Annotated in this window: 16 protein-coding genes; all 16 read left to right on the top strand. The window is 40.1% G+C overall.

All coding sequences use genetic code 11. The features are described 5' to 3' along the window. Positions 1–36 precede the first annotated feature (36 nt). The 16 genes from rfbA to A3848_RS22990 all read left to right on the top strand — a co-directional run bounded on the left by rfbA (position 37) and on the right by A3848_RS22990 (position 18,880). Positions 37–909 carry a glucose-1-phosphate thymidylyltransferase RfbA gene (gene rfbA, locus A3848_RS23070; protein ID WP_074087223.1) on the top strand — a complete coding sequence of 291 codons (873 nt, stop codon included), beginning with the start codon at positions 37–39 and terminating at the stop codon, positions 907–909. Positions 910–954: 45 nt separating this feature from the next. Then, positions 955–1,506, top strand: coding sequence for a dTDP-4-dehydrorhamnose 3,5-epimerase (gene rfbC / locus A3848_RS23065; RefSeq protein WP_074087222.1), 552 nt, complete (start codon positions 955–957; stop codon positions 1,504–1,506). A 57-nt stretch (positions 1,507–1,563) separates the two neighbouring features. Further along, a complete protein-coding gene (gene rfbB / locus A3848_RS23060) occupies positions 1,564–2,643 on the top strand; it encodes a dTDP-glucose 4,6-dehydratase (RefSeq protein ID WP_083612352.1) in 1,080 nt (359 codons plus the stop codon). 37 nt (positions 2,644–2,680) lie between these two features. Then, positions 2,681–3,538 (top strand): dTDP-4-dehydrorhamnose reductase, encoded by an 858-nt coding sequence (rfbD, locus tag A3848_RS23055; protein ID WP_074087220.1) that lies wholly within the window; start codon positions 2,681–2,683, stop codon positions 3,536–3,538. Positions 3,539–3,639: 101 nt separating this feature from the next. Then, positions 3,640–4,350 (top strand): ABC transporter permease, encoded by a 711-nt coding sequence (locus A3848_RS23050; protein ID WP_256702538.1) that lies wholly within the window; start codon positions 3,640–3,642, stop codon positions 4,348–4,350. A 30-nt stretch (positions 4,351–4,380) separates the two neighbouring features. Beyond that, positions 4,381–5,112, top strand: coding sequence for an ABC transporter ATP-binding protein (locus A3848_RS23045; protein ID WP_074087218.1), 732 nt, complete (start codon positions 4,381–4,383; stop codon positions 5,110–5,112). A 50-nt stretch (positions 5,113–5,162) separates the two neighbouring features. Beyond that, positions 5,163–5,996 carry an NAD-dependent epimerase/dehydratase family protein gene (locus A3848_RS23040; RefSeq protein ID WP_074087433.1) on the top strand — a complete coding sequence of 278 codons (834 nt, stop codon included), beginning with the start codon at positions 5,163–5,165 and terminating at the stop codon, positions 5,994–5,996. A gap of 12 nt (positions 5,997–6,008) precedes the next feature. Next, positions 6,009–7,952 (top strand): rhamnan synthesis F family protein, encoded by a 1,944-nt coding sequence (locus A3848_RS23035; RefSeq protein ID WP_218619017.1) that lies wholly within the window; start codon positions 6,009–6,011, stop codon positions 7,950–7,952. Between the two features lie 479 nt (positions 7,953–8,431). Then, complete coding sequence (locus tag A3848_RS23030) at positions 8,432–9,418, top strand: MBOAT family O-acyltransferase (RefSeq protein WP_256702537.1); 987 nt, start codon at positions 8,432–8,434, stop codon at positions 9,416–9,418. 12 nt (positions 9,419–9,430) lie between these two features. Next, positions 9,431–10,969, top strand: a complete 1,539-nt coding sequence (locus A3848_RS23025; RefSeq protein WP_074087214.1) for an alginate O-acetyltransferase AlgX-related protein — start codon at positions 9,431–9,433, stop codon at positions 10,967–10,969. A 1,240-nt stretch (positions 10,970–12,209) separates the two neighbouring features. Next, positions 12,210–13,232 carry a dTDP-glucose 4,6-dehydratase gene (gene rfbB, locus A3848_RS23015; RefSeq protein ID WP_074087211.1) on the top strand — a complete coding sequence of 341 codons (1,023 nt, stop codon included), beginning with the start codon at positions 12,210–12,212 and terminating at the stop codon, positions 13,230–13,232. 8 nt (positions 13,233–13,240) lie between these two features. Beyond that, on the top strand, positions 13,241–14,101 hold the full coding sequence (gene rfbD / locus A3848_RS23010) for a dTDP-4-dehydrorhamnose reductase (RefSeq protein WP_074087432.1): 861 nt from the start codon (positions 13,241–13,243) through the stop codon (positions 14,099–14,101). Between the two features lie 209 nt (positions 14,102–14,310). Further along, the gene (locus A3848_RS23005) at positions 14,311–15,351 is read left to right on the top strand and encodes a glycosyltransferase family 2 protein (RefSeq protein WP_074087209.1); all 1,041 of its coding nucleotides are present in this window, start codon (positions 14,311–14,313) and stop codon (positions 15,349–15,351) included. Between the two features lie 252 nt (positions 15,352–15,603). Beyond that, positions 15,604–16,503 (top strand): glycosyltransferase family 2 protein, encoded by a 900-nt coding sequence (locus A3848_RS23000; protein ID WP_371916031.1) that lies wholly within the window; start codon positions 15,604–15,606, stop codon positions 16,501–16,503. Continuing rightward, positions 16,500–17,900 carry an undecaprenyl-phosphate glucose phosphotransferase gene (locus tag A3848_RS22995; protein ID WP_074087206.1) on the top strand — a complete coding sequence of 467 codons (1,401 nt, stop codon included), beginning with the start codon at positions 16,500–16,502 and terminating at the stop codon, positions 17,898–17,900. Before A3848_RS23000 ends, A3848_RS22995 begins: the two co-directional genes overlap by 4 nt. A 245-nt stretch (positions 17,901–18,145) precedes the next feature. Further along, positions 18,146–18,880: a phosphatidylinositol-specific phospholipase C/glycerophosphodiester phosphodiesterase family protein gene (locus A3848_RS22990; RefSeq protein ID WP_083612308.1), complete on the top strand. Its 735-nt coding sequence runs from the start codon at positions 18,146–18,148 to the stop codon at positions 18,878–18,880. Positions 18,881–18,962 lie beyond the last annotated feature (82 nt).

Below are 18,962 nucleotides of genomic sequence, written 5' to 3'. Positions count from 1 at the left end.
AAATAATAACAAGCTATTGAGAGGGGTTACTTTTTTATGAAAGGTATTATACTAGCTGGAGGTTCAGGAACAAGGCTGTATCCTCTGACCATTGCAATATCCAAACAGATTATCCCAGTGTATGACAAACCAATGATTTATTATCCTATGTCAGTCTTGATGCTGGCTGGAATACAAGAAATATTAATCATCTCCACACCAAGAGACATTATAGGGTTTAAAGAGTTATTTGGAGATGGCTCAAAGCTGGGTCTGGAAATTTCTTACGCCATTCAAGAGGAACCTAGAGGTCTGGCTGAAGCATTCATTATTGGGGAAGAGTTTATCGGGGGGGAACCTGTATCCTTGATTCTTGGAGATAATATCTTCTACGGTCAAAGCTTCGGAAGATTCCTTAAAGAAGCTTCTGAAATAAAAACAGGTGGAACTATTTTTGGATATTTTGTTAAGAATCCAGAGGCTTATGGAGTAATCGAATCAGATGAGAACGGGAAAGTACTATCAATAGAAGAAAAACCCCTTAACCCTAAGTCTAACTATGCGGTACCTGGTCTATACTTTTATGATAATCAAGTAGTTGAAATCGCCAAAAATATTAAACCCTCTGCTAGAGGTGAATTAGAAATTACTGAGATTAATAACGAATATTTACGGCGGGGCATGCTGAACGTTAAGCTGCTTGGTAGAGGTATGGCCTGGATGGATACTGGTACTCATGATGCTATGCTAGAAGCGAGCAATTTTGTTGAGGCAATACAGAAAAGACAAGGTTTATATGTTGCTTGCTTAGAGGAAATTGCCTTTAAAAAGAAGTATATTTCAAAAGAACAATTGTTAACCTTAGCCAAGCCTCTTATGAAAACAGACTATGGTAAATATTTATTGCAAGTTGCCGAAGATTTCATTTAAAAAATAGATTTTAATGAAAAAATAATGAAATATATGGAGGGCCTTATGGGACAATTTATTTTTCATAAAACACATATTGAAGATTTAGTTGTTATCGAACCGCAAATTTTTGGGGATCATCGTGGTTATTTCATGGAGACTTATAATTACAATGATTTTAAAAATGCTGGCCTGGACATGGTATTCGTTCAAGACAATCAATCCAAATCTAAAAAGGGTGTTCTTCGGGGCCTGCATTTTCAAACTCAGTTCCCTCAAGGAAAATTGGTAAGAGTTCTTTCTGGAGAGGTATTCGATGTTGCTGTTGATTTAAGAAAGGATTCTCCTACTTACAAACAATGGCACGGAGTTCTACTCTCTGGAGACAATAATAAGCAGTTTTACGTACCAGAGGGATTTGCCCATGGCTTTGTAGTATTGTCTGATGAGGCAGAGTTTGTTTATAAGTGTACAAATTACTATCGTCCTGAATTCGAAAGTGGCATACTCTGGAATGATCCAGAGTTGAATATTGATTGGCACCTGAATGATATTTCTGACGTCTTATTGTCTGACAAGGATATCAAGCTCAAGACGCTAAAGGAATTAGGTCTGTAGATAACTTATTTCGAAGAAAGACTATAAATAAAAAATAAGGGGAAGAATGTATTGTCTATGAATAATGAAAACATAAATCAAACGGTAGCTGAAAAAGAAGGGATCCAAGCACAAAAAACTATTTTAGTTACTGGTGGGGCAGGGTTTATTGGCAGTAACTTCGTACTGCACATGGTTGCAAAGTATCCTCAATATAGAATTGTTAATCTGGACGCTTTAACGTATGCGGGGAACTTGGACAACCTCAAGAGTATTGAAGGGAATAGATCTCATGTTTTTGTTAAGGGAGATATTTGTGATGCGCAGCTTGTTAATAAGATTTTTGATGACTATGAACCTGATGCAATAGTGAACTTTGCTGCTGAATCACATGTTGACCGCAGTATTGTTGATCCACAGGTATTCCTGCGAACTAATATCCTAGGAACACAGACGTTACTGGACGCAGCAAAGAATTATTGGGCTTCAAAACCTGATGCTAGATATGTTCAGGTGTCCACTGATGAGGTTTACGGGTCTCTAGGAGAAACAGGGTACTTTGAAGAAACAACCCCCTTGGCACCTAATAGTCCTTATTCAGCCAGTAAGGCATCTGCTGACATGTTTGTTAGAGCCTATCATGAGACTTTTGGATTAAATACTTCTATTACTAGATGCTCAAATAATTATGGGCCATACCACTTCCCAGAAAAACTAATTCCTTTAATAATTTCGAATGCGCTTGAAGACAAAGAAATTCCTGTCTATGGGGATGGTATGAACATTCGTGATTGGTTGTTTGTTGAGGATCATTGCAGAGCTATTGATTTAGTTCTCCATAAGGGTAAAGCGGGAGAAGTGTACAATGTTGGTGGGCATAATGAGAAAGCTAATATTGAAATAGTGAATATTATTTTGGAAGAGTTGCGTAAGCCAAAATCCTTGATTAAATATGTTGGGGACAGATTAGGCCATGATAGAAGATATGCGATAGATGCCGAGAAAATCAAAAATGAATTAGGCTGGGAACCAAAGGTAATGTTTGATGAAGGAATTCGAATGACTATACGTTGGTATTTGGACAATCAAGAATGGCTAAATAAAGTAAAAAGCGGAGAATATGAAGAATATTATCGCAGAGTGTATTCTAGGGAATAAATCGTATATCGCGGATCGATTCTAGGGAGAAATGAATATGAGAGTCTTAGTTACGGGCGCTAAAGGGCAACTTGGGTATGATGTAGTTAGATGTTTGAAGGAAAAGGGAATCCAATCTTGCGGTATAGGAATTGAAGAGATTGATATAACCAACTTAAAAGAAACTAGAAATTTCATTCGGAATTATCATCCGGATGTAGTTGTACACTGCGCTGCGTATACTAATGTGGATTTAGCGGAAAGTGAATTCGAACAGTGTAGAATAGTAAACGTGGATTCTACTGAGAACATTGCTTCAATATGTAAAGAAATAGATGCCAAGATGGTTTATATCAGTACGGATTATGTATTTTCAGGTAAAGAGAGCGATCCATACGAAGTCTATTCTACAGTTAGTCCGTTATCAGTATATGGGCAGACAAAATTGGATGGAGAGCGCGTGGTGTTAGAGAAAGTAGAAAAACACTTTATCGTTAGAACATCATGGGCATTCGGTGCAAATGGTAATAATTTTGTGTCATCGGTATTGAAAAATGCCGCTGTGAATAATGAAATTAACGTTGTTTCAGACCAATTTGGTTCTCCAACATTCACTTATGACTTAGCGCAACTCATTGTAGAAATGCTTCAGACTAATAGTTATGGTGTGTACCATGCTACAAACGAAGGTTACTGTAGTTGGGCGGAATTTGCTGTTGAGATATTCCGACTAATGAATTTAGATGTGAAAATTAATTTTATAAAGTCAGAACAATATGTAACAAAGGCCATACGTCCTAAAAATTCCAGATTATCAAAGTCAAGCCTTGAATTATTTGGATTTCATCGCCTACCTGATTGGAAAGACGCATTAGTTAGATACTTAAGAGAAATTGATGCCATTTCAAATGATTGATATAAAAGCACTTATTTTAATTAGTAGGGACGAATACTATGAACTATTTCAAGAATTTTTGGCGGTACAAGGGACTCTTACATGAATTTGTCATTAGAGATTTGAAGATCAAATATCGTCGTTCAGTTTTAGGTTACCTTTGGAGTCTGTTGAATCCTCTGTTAATGATGGGGGTTCTAATCGCTGTTTTTTCTAATATTTTCAGGTTCGACATTCCTAATTTTCCTGTATATCTCTTGGCAGGTCAGATTATTTTTGCGTTTTTTTCAGAAGCTACATCGTTATCAATGAATTCAATTCTCAGCGCTGGGCCACTTATTAAGAAAGTATATATACCTAAATATATATTTCCACTTTCGAGGGTCATCTCGTCATTCGTTAATTTATTATTTTCATTAGTCGCAATGATAATTGTTATTTTTGCAACTGGTGCACCAATTACTCCTGCTATCTTATTGTTCCCATTACCTCTACTTTATATCTTGATGTTTTCCATTGGTATGGGTTTAATTATGGCGGTTCTAGCAGTCTATTTCCGAGATATGATTCATTTATATACTGTACTACTTTCAGCTTGGACGTATCTGACGCCGATTTTTTATCCTATTAGTGCCGTTCCTAACTATGTAAAATCAATAATTTATGCTAATCCGATGTATTATTTTGTTGAAGCTTTTCGGGATATTGTACTATATAGCAAACTGCCGGACTTACAGACAAATATTGCTTGTCTTTCATTTTCAGTTCTGTCGATAGTATTTGGTCTATTAATATTCTATAAAAATCAACACAAATTTGTTTTGCATATTTGATCAATATTATGAAATGAAAGGATTCGGACAATGTCAGAATTTGTGGTTGATGTATCTAATGTTTCAATGAAATTTAACCTTGAGCGTGAAAGAATTAATAGTTTAAAAGAATATACTATTAAACTCTTGAAGAGAAATATAGAATATAATGAATTTTATGCCTTGAAAAATGTTAGTTTTAGTGTGCAGAAAGGCGAAGCTTTTGCGATTGTAGGCGGTAACGGTTCAGGAAAGAGTACAATGCTGAAAATAATTTCTGGTATTTATAAGCCGACATCTGGGAGTGCCCAGGTTAATGGGAGCATAGCCCCCTTGATAGAACTAGGTACGGGTTTTGATGTTGAACTCACTGCTAAGGAGAATATATTTTTGAATGGAGCTGTTCTGGGTTATTCCAAAAAATTCATGTTAGAGAAATATGATGAAATTATCGATTTTTCTGAGTTGCATGACTTTATAGATGTTCCATTAAAAAACTTTTCATCTGGTATGGTTGCTCGCCTTGGTTTTTCAATTGCGACTCTAGTTAAACCAGATTTACTAATTGTTGACGAAATTTTGTCGGTTGGAGATCAATCTTTTCAAGAAAAGTGCGAGAAGAGAATGAGTGAACTTACTGCGGGAGGAACTACATTACTGCTTGTTTCGCATTCAATAGATCAAGTTAAGAGTATTTGCCAAAAAGCAATCTGGCTAAAAAAGGGACAAATGATGGCGGCGGGTCCAGTAGATGATGTGTGTAGTGCGTATCTTCAAGGGTAGTTATTTCATTGATAATGAACAGATCAGGGGAGTGAGACTTTTTGAGTAATATGACGGTATTGATCACTGGTGCTGGGGGATATATTGGTAGTCATGTAGTTAAAACATTACTGGATATGGGTGTTAACGTTTCAGCTGTTGATAATAATACTGAGCGTATTGATTTTCGAGCGAACATTATAGAACATAATATTTTTTCTGGAAGTAAGGATATTTATGACCAATTAGGAAGACCTGACGTTTGTGTCCATATGGCTTGGAGAGATGGGTTTGTTCATAACGCTGATTCCCATTTGAAAAATTTATACTCACACTATGAATTCGTTGAGAACATGGTGAACGGAGGATTAAAACATATTGCTGTAATGGGTACTATGCATGAAATTGGATACCATGAGGGTGAAATAAATGAGGATACTCCGACAAACCCTTATTCATTATATGGAATTGCGAAAAATAGTTTGCGTCAATCCTTGATTACTTTTTTAAAGAATAAGGATGTTACATTCCAATGGTTGAGAGCATTTTATATTTATGGAGATGACTTGAAAAATAATTCTATATTCACTAAGATACTTCAGGCTGAAGAGGAAGGGAAAGAATTATTCCCTTTTTCAACAGGTGAAAATAAATATGATTTCGTTACTGTAGATGAACTTGCTCAACAGATTTCATTAAGTGTCCTGCAAACTGAGGTTGATGGTGTTATTAATTGTTGTTCTGGAAAACCTGTATCCTTAAAAGAGATGGTTGAAAACTTTTTAGAACAAAAGGGATTAAAGATCAAACTGCAATATGGCGTATATCCTGAACGTCCATATGATTCTCCTGCGATATGGGGAAATGATGAGAAAATCCAAAGAATTGTAGCATTATCCAATTAATAATGTTTGTAGTTGGGCAAGAGGGAATTAATTAATGAGGGAGTTAGAAAAATGTCTCTGGTAAAAGACGAGATTGAAATGAAAAGAGCAGCTGTATTTTTATTTTACGATACTGATGGGATTGTTGATGATTATATAACGGTTATGTTAGAGGACCTAAAGAAAAACATAGATCGTTTAATTATTGTTTGTAACGGTAAACTGTCAGTTGAAGGTCGTCGGAAATTTGAGGAGTTAACTGATGATATCGTTGTAAGAGAAAACAAAGGATTCGATGTGTGGGCATATAAAGAGGGGATTGAGTATTTAGGCTGGGACAATATAGCCAAATATGATGAATTAGTTTTAATAAATTACACGATGTTTGGTCCGTTTTATCCTTTTAAAGAAATGTTTGATGACATGGGCAAACGAGATATTGACTTCTGGGGTATTACTAAACACTATGGGTCAAAGGATGATTGGACTGGTGGGCTAATGAAGTACGGGTATATTCCTGACTTCATTCAATCATTCTTCATCGTAATGCGAAAGAGAATGCTGAACAGTTTTGAATTTAAAAGATATTGGGACAATATGCGGCCCATAGGTTCATATATTGAATCTATGGCTTATCATGAAGGAATCTTCACTAAAGATTTTAGCGATAGTGGTTTTACATGGGATGTATACATTGATACAGATGATCTTAAAGAACATACTCAGGCACCTACTACATACGCACCTTTAGAGTTGCTTAAAAGAAGATGCCCTATAGTCAAAAGAAAGGTTTTTTTCGATTATTATGATTTTTATCTTCAGTATAATACTGGTGAAGTTGGATTAGAGACGTATGATTATATAAGAGAGAATTTGGACTATAATGTAGACCTCATCTGGGATAATATTCTTCGTACAAGTAACCAAGCGGACATTAAAAAAAATATGCAGTTGAACTATATACTTCCTACTTCTTATGTTGACAAGAATGTAGAAATTAAAAACCGAAAAGTTGCATTAATTATGCATCTGTATTTTGAAGATTTGCTTCAAAGTTGTTATGAATATGCTGAGTCAATGCCTGCTGAAGCTGATATTTATATAACTACTAATACAGAGGCAAAGAAAAAATCAATACATGAAGTTTTTGATAAAATAAAGTGCAACAGGCTGGAGGTTCGAGTAATTGAAAACCGGGGAAGAGATGTTTCTTCACTTTTAGTTGGTTGCAAGGATATCCTTATGAATTATGATTATGTTTGTTTTGCCCACGATAAGAAAACAGCACAAATAAAACCATACAGTGTGGGGGAATCCTTTAGCTATAAGTGCTTTGAAAATATATTATCTAGTAAACAGTATGTTACAAATATCATTAATACATTTGAACAAAATCCTAAATTGGGATTATTGACACCACCGCCTCCAAACCACGGGATATATTATTCTACAATTGGCTTGGAATGGTCCAACAATTTTCATAATACAAAACGATTATTGGAAAAACTCGGGATGGACCGGGTTTCAATAGATATTACAAAGGAACCAATTGCACCTTTGGGTACTATGTTTTGGTTCAGACCAAAAGCATTGAAATCTCTTATTTCATATGATTGGGAATACGAGGATTTCCCTAAAGAGCCTAATGATATGGATGGTACATTACTACATGCAATTGAACGGATTTACCCTTTTGTTGCACAATATGAAGGTTACTATCCTGGGTGGGTAATGTCAGATAAGTTAGCAAGAATAGAAGTAACGAATTTAAATCATATGCTAAGAAAAGTTAATTTAGCCGTATTTGAAAACGAAATGTATAGGCATAGAGAACATAGTTTTATTGTAGAAGGAATAAGAAGAACAACAGGTAAACAGAAATCATTGAGATATATGATTAAATCGGCTCTTCGTAAATATTTACCACCTAAAGTGGTTAATAGACTTAAGTTAATAAAAAGAAGAATTTATGGATAAGTATCTTCTTATGAAATAAGTAAAGATATAGATGAGGAGTAAAAAGAATGGTTTTTAGTTCATCGATTTTTCTTTTTTGTTATCTTCCATTGGTGTTACTATGCTATTATTTGCTGAAAATTGAATACAGAAATGCATTTCTATTATTAGCGAGTTTATTTTTTTATGCCTGGGGAGAGCCAAAGTTTGTATTTGTAATACTTCTTTCCATCTTGATAAATTATATTTTTGGATATTTAATAGATTTTTTCTGCACTAAATATAGCATTGCATTAAGCAGAATAGTCATGATTATCTCCGTGATAGCAAACTGTGGGTTGTTATTTTACTTTAAATACTTTGATTTCTTTATTTCTAGTGTAAATAACATTACTGGATTTAATTATTCTCTTCACCATATTATTTTGCCGATTGGTATTTCGTTCTTTACTTTCCAGGGCCTCTCGTATACTATTGATGTCTATCTCAAGAGGGTCGAAGTGCAGAAGAATTTATTGAAATTTGCTTTGTTTAAAGCCTTTTTTCCTCAGCTAATTGCTGGACCGATTGTAAGATATGTTGATGTTCATGATCAAATCGATAATCGTGTATCCACTGTTGATGATTTTGCTTATGGAATTAGAAGGTTCGTTATGGGTTTAGGCAAAAAAGTGATTATTGCAAACACATTAGGGCAAGTTGCAGATAATATTTTTTCTCTGCCATATTATCAAAATTCGATGGCTACTGCATGGGTAGGGGCTATTTGTTACTCGTTACAAATCTATTTTGATTTTTCAGGTTATTCTGACATGGCAATAGGACTTGCAAGAATGTTTGGATTTAAATTCAAAGAAAATTTCGATTTTCCATATGTATCAAAATCCATAACTGAATTTTGGAGAAGATGGCACATTTCGCTATCTTCTTGGTTTAGAGATTATTTATATATACCCCTTGGCGGAAACAGAAGGGGTAACGTTTATGTAAACTTGACTATTGTTTTTATTGTAACGGGTTTATGGCATGGTGCTGCATGGAATTTCGTTATCTGGGGTTTGTGGCATGGATTTTTTAATATTCTTGAACGAATATTGAAAAGAATCAAATTAAATATTGTAGTTCCAGCAGTTCTTAGATGGTTATATACCATTATTGTTGTGATTATTGGATGGGTACTTTTTAGATCTCCGGAATTAAGTTATGCTACTGATTATCTTAAGATAATGTTTGGACTTGCTAGATCTTATGATGTGGGATTTTCTGCTTGGTACTACTTGGATCCAATGGTTTTAACTGTACTTATCATAGGGTGTATCGCTTCCTTGCCATTATCTAAGTATATACAAGAAAATGTTGGGAAATATGAAGAGCACAATGGATTGAGTCTGTTTATTCAAAACGGATATGTTTTAGTATTATTAATCATTTGTATTATGTTTCTAGCCACGTCAACCTATAATCCCTTTATATATTTTAGATTTTGAGGAGTAATAAATATGAAGGCATATAAAATTTTCAATCTAGTTATAGTTGTTTTCTTTGTAACAGCATTATCTATCCCATTAATTTGGATTAATAAAACACCAGGGAAAATTTCCACAACAGAAAATAGAGTGCTAGCAAACTTCCCTAAGCTTACAGGAAATAATGGAGCAATAAATAGGGGGTTTATTAAAGAATTTGAATCTTGGTTTAATGATAATCTAGGTTTTAGAGATGCCTTAGCCCAAACGAATACGAAATTGCAATTTAATTTGTTTGGAAAGTTAACAAGAACAGATGTATTAGTAGGGAAGGATGATTGGCTTTATTATATAACTCCTGATATTATTAAGGACTATCAACACTTAAATCTGCCAAATGAACAGGAATTGAATAAATGGGGCACATCTTTGGGGCGAGTATCTAACTATTTAAAATTAAAAAAAATTCCTTTCATAGTAATGTTGAATCCAGATAAAAAAACAATATATCCTGAGAATTATCCTAATTCAATATTAAAAGTTGGTACTACATCAAGAACGGATTTAATTACCGATTATTTCACTAAAAAAACTGACTTGGATTTCTTTTCGACCTACAATGCACTAATCCAAGCAAAAAATAATGCTATTGTATATTCACCAAGGTATGATATTGGACATTGGAATAGTTACGGGGCTTTTGTCGGATATACAGAACTAATGAAAAAAATTAAAAATTATTATCCTGATATTAAAGTTTTCTCCATAGATGACTTTGATATAAATAGTTATCAAAGAGAAGAAAAAATATATAACGCTATTTCGTTTTCTGAAACAGATAAGTCATTTGATTTAAAAAGTAAAAGACAAGCTACGCAAACTTATGGATTATTAGATAACTTACAACTTTCCAATGGAACAATGGCTGTTACATATCAAAATCGTGATAAAAGTTTACCTAAAGCTCTTATATTAGGGGATAGCTATCTCTATGGGTTTATGACACCCAATTTAGCAGAGAGTTTCTCTGAAACAACATTTATCTATACTGACAATATTGATAGAATTAGAAGCTTTGTAAATGACTTCAAGCCAGATATAGTTATTTATGAGAATGTAGAAAGAAGTTTTGTTAAAACAATGGATATTTTATCGAATTCTACTGAGTTTGAGGATTATAATAACTATAAGAGTCTACCTGTTGTAAACACTTCACCTTCAATGTGGGTTGATTATATCAATAATGAACCTGTACAAGAGCAACAAGCGGTTGTTTTAGACAAGTCAAGTGAATTAGTTCATATTAGTGGCTGGGCTTTAGATCCGCAATCTGAAGATTTAGCATCTGATATATTTTTGAAAGTGGGAGACGAATACTATCCAGGATCGTACGGAGCAACTCGTACTAGCGTCTCTGATTATTTTAAAAATCCTAGTTTCACGAATTCTGGTTTTACGTTCGATGTGGATACTAAGGAATTGTTAAATGTGGACAAGATTAGTTTTATAATAATTTCAAAAGATAAATCTTATCAGTACTCCCCAGTTGAGTATACAGTACAAATTAAATAGCATTAAGATTGCTAAGGAGTGCTCAAGAGGCGCTCCTTTTTTGTTGCGATTCACAGTCGCATCATCAAGGTGGTTCAAATCCAACTGGGAACTTTACCCTTATAAAAGTGCTGTAGCAGTAGCACCCATCCGACAACCTTTGTTTGTCGGATGGGTAGGGTGTCTTCCGTGAGGAAGAATCCGAGAGGCCTGCAGGTCAAGTCCAGCTCGGAATGCAGTGAACCACAGGTTGCTGAGATTGTTGGGCGACCCGCCCGAAAAGCGGGGAAGCCTAAACGAAATCGTATATCTTACAGGAAAACAAACATAGGGACATGAACTGTAAGACTCATCGACGTGATTAGGGTTAGAATGGATGGAACAGAAGGTGCAGATAACTCAGGGAAGTCTCGTAGCCTCGGCGCGAACGCGAGCAAGGTAGGGAAATATATAACCGAGAGGGAAAGCCGAACCAAAGGGTTGCGAGGTGGCGGACCGTTCCATAGTAGCGAGTATGTCTGGGCCAATGAAAGTTGGTAACAGACCGGAGGAGAAAACCTGGACGAAGGCGAGTAGCCAGGAGGAAACGTGGTGTCGCATAACCTGCTTTTACTCCAAAAGAGGAGAGGTAGAGGCCAGTTATAGATTTCGTGAAGGGGTTCGGTTTCTAGGATTCGACTTCCAGAGGGATTATTTGACCTTAGCAGACGCGAAAGTGAAAAAATACAAGGGTGAATCCGAAACGGGGCCCGCAGATAATTGGGAAACAACCTTAACAGAATGGCATGGAAACTTAATGAATTAAATCCATAACTAGGGGATTTTTTCGGAATAGGCAATGAAAGGAAATGTTTCAACGTCTGGAAAATGGACGCGAATGAGGGTGCGAGTCTTTATGCCATCGAAAGAAATCTACAGTGCCAAATCAATTGATTCGAAACAAGAGACTGGAATCAGCGGGAATGGTATTTCAAACAAGCTTACTCATCACACGTTCTTAATTCAGGAGTGAAATAGACAATCCGGCGACGGGTGAAGGAAGCTCACTCCTGAAAATGGGGAACTGACGAAGGAAAGCCGTGTGCAGGAAATTTGCATGCACCTTTTGACGGGGAGTCCGAAGGAGTAACCCCTCGTCTTACCCTACTGATTAGAAACAGAGTTTTTTTCGATTAGACAAATAATCACTCCATCGTAATCGTGCATAGCATGTAGTGTGATATATTGATCCGAACAATTTTTTCACCTGGGGGTTTCGTTAATGAAACTGTTTATTACCGGCGGAGCCGGATTTATCGGCAGCAATTTTGTAATATACATGCTGCAGCAGCACCCGGAATATAGAATTGTAAACGTAGATGCTTTGACGTACGCGGGAAATCTGGAGAACCTGAAGTCTATTGAAGGAAACCCAAATTACACCTTCGTAAAAGCAGACATTACGGATGTTCAGGCAGTGGACGCGCTTTTCAGCCAAGGCGTTGACGTTGTAGTCAACTTTGCAGCGGAATCGCATGTGGACCGGAGTATTTTGGAGCCGGATGTATTTGTGAAGACGAATGTATTGGGGACTCAAGTGCTCTTGGATGCGGCAAAAAAATATAGCGTGACCAAGTTTGTTCAGGTCTCCACGGATGAAGTATACGGAACACTCGGCGCAACTGGTCTATTTACAGAAGAAACGCCTCTGACTCCGAACAGTCCTTATTCCGCAAGTAAGGCAGGCGGGGATTTATTAGTGCGTGCTTATCATGAGACGTTTGGCTTACCGGTAAATATCACCCGTTGTTCCAACAACTACGGGCCGTACCAGTTCCCAGAGAAGTTGATCCCACTGATGATTTCGCGTGCGCTGGCGGATCAGGCTCTTCCGGTATATGGCGATGGGATGAATATCCGCGATTGGCTGTATGTTGAGGATCATTGCAGTGCGATTGACCTAGTTATTCATGAAGGCGTGAATGGCGAAGTGTACAATATTGGCGGGAACAATGAGCGCACGAATGTGCATATTGTAAACACGGTGCTGCAGGAGCTGGGCAAACCGGATTCGCTGATCACTTATGTTCAGGACCGTCCTGGCCATGACCGCCGATACGGTATTGATCCAACTAAAATCACAAGAGATCTGAGCTGGAAGCCTAAGCATACTTTTGAGACAGGAATTAAGGAAACGATACAGTGGTATCTGAATAACCAGGAATGGTGGACCCGCATTCAATCTGGAGAATACCAGAAATATGCTGCACTCCAGTACGGCAGCCGTCTGGGGGATTCTCTGTAATGCTAAAGATGAAGGTGCTTGTTACCGGCTCAGCCGGGCAATTGGGTCAGGACCTGGTTCTGTTGCTGCAGGCGCAAGGTCATGAGGTTCTGGGCTGCGACCGTCAGGAAATGGACATTACCGACCTGGATCAATGCGTGGAGATCATTGGCGGATTTGCTCCGGATGCTGTCATTCATTGTGCTGCACATACAGCAGTAGATGCCGCTGAGACTGACATCGATGCGGCTTACCTGATTAATGCCACTGGAAGCCGGAACGTAGCGCTTGCTGCGGAGAAGGTGGGAGCGAAGATGGTATGCATCAGCACGGATTATGTTTTTGATGGCATGGGGACACAGCCGTACCATGAATATGATAATACCGATCCTCAAAGTATCTATGGCAAATCGAAGCGGGCTGGAGAAATCCTGGTGCAGTCCTTATCGACGAAGTTTTTCATTGTGCGGACTTCCTGGGTGTACGGAAAGTATGGCAATAACTTTGTGAAAACCATGCTCAAGCTGGGGCAGGAAAAACCGTTGCTGCAGGTAGTACACGACCAAGTCGGCTCGCCGACCTATACGGTGGATCTGGCCAACTTCTTGCTGGAGCTTATACAGACGGAGAAGTACGGCGTCTACCACGCCTCAAATAGTGAGCTCTGCACCTGGTATGAGTTCACGCAGGCGATTTTTGCTGAAGCAGAAGATATCCTGGGATTGAAATTCACTGCAAAGCTGGAACCCTGCACAACAGAGCAGTTTCCGCGTCCGGCGCCGCGTCCGGCGTATTCGGTGATGGAGCATCTATCCATTCGCACAAACGGGTTTCACGAAATCCGGCCATGGCGTGAAGGGCTAAGGGGCTTTTTGCTCGAGCTAAAATAAATTCATGGAGACTCCTGAACCTTAATGACGGTTTGGGTTTTTTTTCTTTAAAATAGCGGCAAGACTCCTTGTTGGTGGTGAGAACTGAATAGACTCCCTTTACTAGATACATAGCCACCCATTCCTGTTTTCGGTATAATGGAGTGTAGCTGATTCAGCTTCTGGGTCAGTCGCTTATCTGTTATATAAACCAGAATTCGAGGACTCTTATGAACAAGAAAATCAATAATATTATGAACAACAAAACAGTCAGCATACATATTGTTACCTATAACAGCGCAGATGACATTATGGATTGTCTGACGGCAGTTATTGCCCAGGACTATCCCATTGAACAGATTGTGGTAGTAGACAATGCTTCGGCGGACGGTTGCAAGGATAAGGTGAAAGAGTTCAATCATACAATCGAAGCGGAGGCCCATCCAGCTCAACAGCAGGAAGCAGGGGTGGTTGGCACGTTGAAGGGGGAGGCAAGAGTTCCTTCACTGATTCTTTTGGAGAACCATACCAACACCGGCTTCGCCCCCGCCCATAACCAGGCCATTGCTGCCACGAATACAGACTATGTGCTGGTTCTCAATCCGGATCTTACGCTAGCGCCGGATTATGTATCCAGACTCATCAAGCAGATGGAGGCCAACCCGCAGATTGGCAGTGCGACCGGCAAGCTTTTACTAAAAGCGGATAACTCTCTTGTAGACAGTACGGGACTGCGGATGAACAAGGCACGGCGAGCGTTCGATCGTGGTGCGGGAGAGCCTGCAGCGAACTGGCTCGAGTCGGGGATGGTGTTTGGTGTGTCTGGTGCGGCTGCAATGTATTCCCGACGGATGATTGAGGACATCAGTATAGACGGCGAGTTTTTTGATGCGGATTTCTTTGCGTATAAGGAAGATGTGGATGTGGCTTGGCGGGCTGGACTCTTCGGCTGGTTAGCCTATTATGATGCGGAAGCGATTGGTCACCACGAACGGGGCTGGAAAACATCTGGACGTGACAGCAAACCAATGTTCATCCGGAGAATCTCCTATATTAACCGTTACAAAATGATCTATAAAAACGAACCCGCCCGCAAGCTGTTTTCTACATTGCTCTATGCTTTGCCTTACGAGATCGCGGCACATGGGTATATGCTGCTTAAGGAACCGAAGCTGATCAAAGCCTGGAGCTCCTTTTTTGCACAATGGAAGAACCTCAAGGGAAAACGTAAGTATATTCAAACCAAAGTTAAAAGATTGAGAAGCGAGTAAACCAGATGTGAAAGAGAAGATAAAGAGAGATAAGATAAATAGAAGAGCTGCGGGAAACTTGCAATATATTCAAGCAGTCCATTTTGTATGTGTGGTACAATTTGCTAAAACCTCCTAATCAGGCCGAGCCTATCAGGGAGGTTTTTGTGTTATAATGATTGTCGATAGATTACTATATTTGTCAGGAGCGTACCAGCATTGAGTGTAGATGTCAGTATCATCGTCCTAAATTACAACACATGCCGCCTGACGATGGATTGTCTGAGGTCGGTGTATGATTCGGAAACTAAATTTTTCTATGAAATTATTCTAATAGACAATAACTCCCGGGATGACTCGGTAGAGAGGATCAGCCGGGAATTTCCCGGTGTGATGCTGATCGCCAATTCAGAGAATGTCGGGTTTGCCCGTGCCAATAATCAGGGGATGGAAGTTGCTTCAGGCCGGTATGTGCTGCTGCTGAATTCGGATACGGTTGTGCGGAGGGATACCCTGGAGACGATGGTCTCCTTTATGGACAGCCGGCCGGATCTCGGAGCTTCGGGCTGCAAGGTGATTTTGCCGGATGGTTCATTGGATAAAGCCTGCAAGCGGGGGTTTCCTACTCCATCCGCTTCCTTCTATTATGCATTTGGCTTCAGCAAGCTGTTCCCGGACCGTCCGAGATTCAATGGTTATCAGTTAGGTTATCTTGATCCTGATCAGGACTATCCTGTAGATTGTCTGGTCGGGGCGTTCATGCTGTTGCGGCGGAAGACAATTGATCAGGTGGGAGGGCTGGACGAGGATTTTTTCATGTATGGTGAGGATCTGGATTGGTGCTTCCGGATCAAAGAGGCCGGCTGGGGGATTTATTATTATCCGCAGACCTCCATTGTCCATTTGAAGGGTGGCAGCGCGCGGCGCAGACCGTTCAAGATCGTCTATGAGTTTCATAGAGCGATGATTTTATTTCACCGTAAGCATTATAGCAAGCGGTACAACAGTATGATTAATGGAGCGGTCTATGCTGGAGTGGGTGTGAAGTTCATGCTTTCGCTTGTGCGTAATGCTCTGATCCGTCCCCGGTCCGTGCCTTCACCGGCGCAGACCCTTACAGGCTCTGGAGAATCAGGTTCAAGAACGGAATCGAATGCTGAGGTGAGATTATGATACGCCGTAATCAGAGGTTTTTAACACAGCTGTATATCTTTGCCGACTTTATGGTGATCCAGCTGGCATTTCTGGCCGCTTGGTGGCTTAAGTTCAGAAGCGGCTGGCTGGAATACTCCGAGACCCTGCCTATAGAGTCTTATGCGTATTGGAGCTTTATTTACGGCGGAATTGCCGTGCTAATCGGGATTGTGCTTGCCTTGTATCAGCCGAAGCGCAAAAAACGTTTTGTCGACGAGTTCCTCAAGATTTTTCAAGTGCATATCATGGCCATCTTTATGCTGCTCGGCTTAATGTTCTTTCTGAAGGAAATTGACGTATCCCGGCAATACCTTGCGATCTATATGGGTTTTAATGTGCTGTCCATCATGCTGTACCGCTATGTGTTGAAGAAGATGCTGAAGTCCCTCCGTGAAAAAGGCTTCAACCGTCAGTTCGTCCTGATTCTGGGGGCTGGTACTTTGGGTAAAAGATTCTACAACAACTTGGTGCAGTACCCGGAGCTCGGGTATGAGACCATCGGCTTTCTGGATGACTACCACACATGGGATGGCATTGAAGGGGAACGCTACAAGCCGATTTTGGGGACAGTGGATGAATTGCCCGGGATGCTGGAAATGCTGCCGGTCGACGAAGTGATTCTTGCCCTTCCACTGGATGCCCATTCTAAATATCCGGCAATTATCGCCGCTTGCGAGAAGGCCGGAGTACGGACGCTGATTATTCCCGATTTCTTCGATTATTTGCCCGCCCGTCCGTACTTTGATAACTTTGCCGGAATGCCGATGATTAATGTGCGTGACATTCCGCTGGATATGACCGGCAACAAGCTGGCCAAACGTGCCTTTGATGTCCTTTTCTCGCTGTTCGCCATTATTATGATGTCGCCAGTGCTGCTCATTGTGGCGCTCGGCGTGCGTCTAACTTCCCCGGGTCCGGTTATTTTCAAACAGGAACGGGTAGGATTGAACCGGCGCAATTTCATGATGTACAAGTTCCGCTCGATGAAGATGCAGGAGGATGGGGAGGAAGATACAGGCTGGAGTACTCCGGTTGATCCCCGCCGAACCCGGTTCGGAACCTTTATCCGAAAGACCAGTCTGGATGAGCTGCCACAATTTTTCAACGTGCTGCTTGGCCAGATGAGTGTGGTAGGACCGCGGCCGGAGCGTCCCTTCTTTGTAGAGCAGTTCCGCGGGGAAATCCCGAAATATATGGTCAAGCATCATGTACGTCCGGGAATTACCGGATGGGCACAGAGCAACGGCCTCCGTGGGGATACCTCCATTGAAGATCGGATCAAGCATGATATTTTTTATATCGAGAATTGGTCGCTGCTGTTCGATATCCGGATTATTATTAAGACCATTCGCAATGGCTTCAAAAATGCTTATTGAACTTATAACAGCTAAATAGATTGATCTGTTGAAACGGGTGCCATCCTTGATGCTGAGGAAGACATATCCGTTTCTTCTTTTTTTACTCCAACTGTTGCAAAGGAAACCACATCTATGAAAAAGACAAAAGGTATTGCCACAGCCGTTATGATCTTCGCTTTGATCTCTGTGCTAGTGATTACACGGGGTGACCCGGATAAAGAGTTGGCAACTGGCTTTGCATTCACCGTATTGTTGCCCACGCCATGGGTGGGATTAACGGCCATACGTATACAAACACCCTTGAAGCCTTTGCTGCTAATTACGAGCAGGGAAGCCGTGTCTTCGAGGCGGATTTACTCCTTACGACTGATGAGCAACTGGTCGCCCGCCATGAGTGGACGCATAATATGAGCAAGATGCTCGGCCAGCAAACGATATTGCCTGCTGTCAAACAAGGCACTGTGCTGGATTATGCCCAGTTTATGGACAGCCCTATTCTGAATATCTATTCACCGCTGGATATGGAGGGAATCCTTGATCTCATGCAGTCTTACCCTGATGCCTTCATCGTTACGGATACGAAGGAGATCAAGCCGGAGCTGGTAACACAGCAGTTTACACTGCTTACCGAGGCTGCCGGACGCCGTGATCCGGCCCTTCTGGAACGGATCGTTCCGCAAATTTACAGCCAGGACATGCTGGATGTAATCCATAGGGTGCATGTATTCCCTGAGGTACTGTATACCCTTTATCAATCGCAGGACAGTAATGAGCAGGTGATTGATTTTGTAAAAGAGAGCGGTGTGGATATCACGATGCCAACCACCCGGGTCACCAGGAGCTTTGTAAAAAAACTGAAAAAGGCCGGCGCCCGTATCTATGTGCAGACCCTTAATGATGAAGCGGAGATTGTGAAGCTGTCTCGCATGGGTGTGGACGGGTTCTATACGGACTTTGTTTCTGAAGAAGATTTGAGGCAGTTCAATGGACTGCGTTAAGGAGCGGAAAAAGGCGAAAAAATGTTCGCATTTTTCCGCTCTTTAAATTGACACCCCCCTTAGTGCTGGCATAGACTAGAGA

The organism is Paenibacillus sp. P32E, from assembly GCF_001909085.1.
Lineage (GTDB): Bacteria > Bacillota > Bacilli > Paenibacillales > Paenibacillaceae > Paenibacillus_AQ > Paenibacillus_AQ helianthi.
This window is presented reverse-complemented; position numbering and strand designations above follow the sequence as displayed.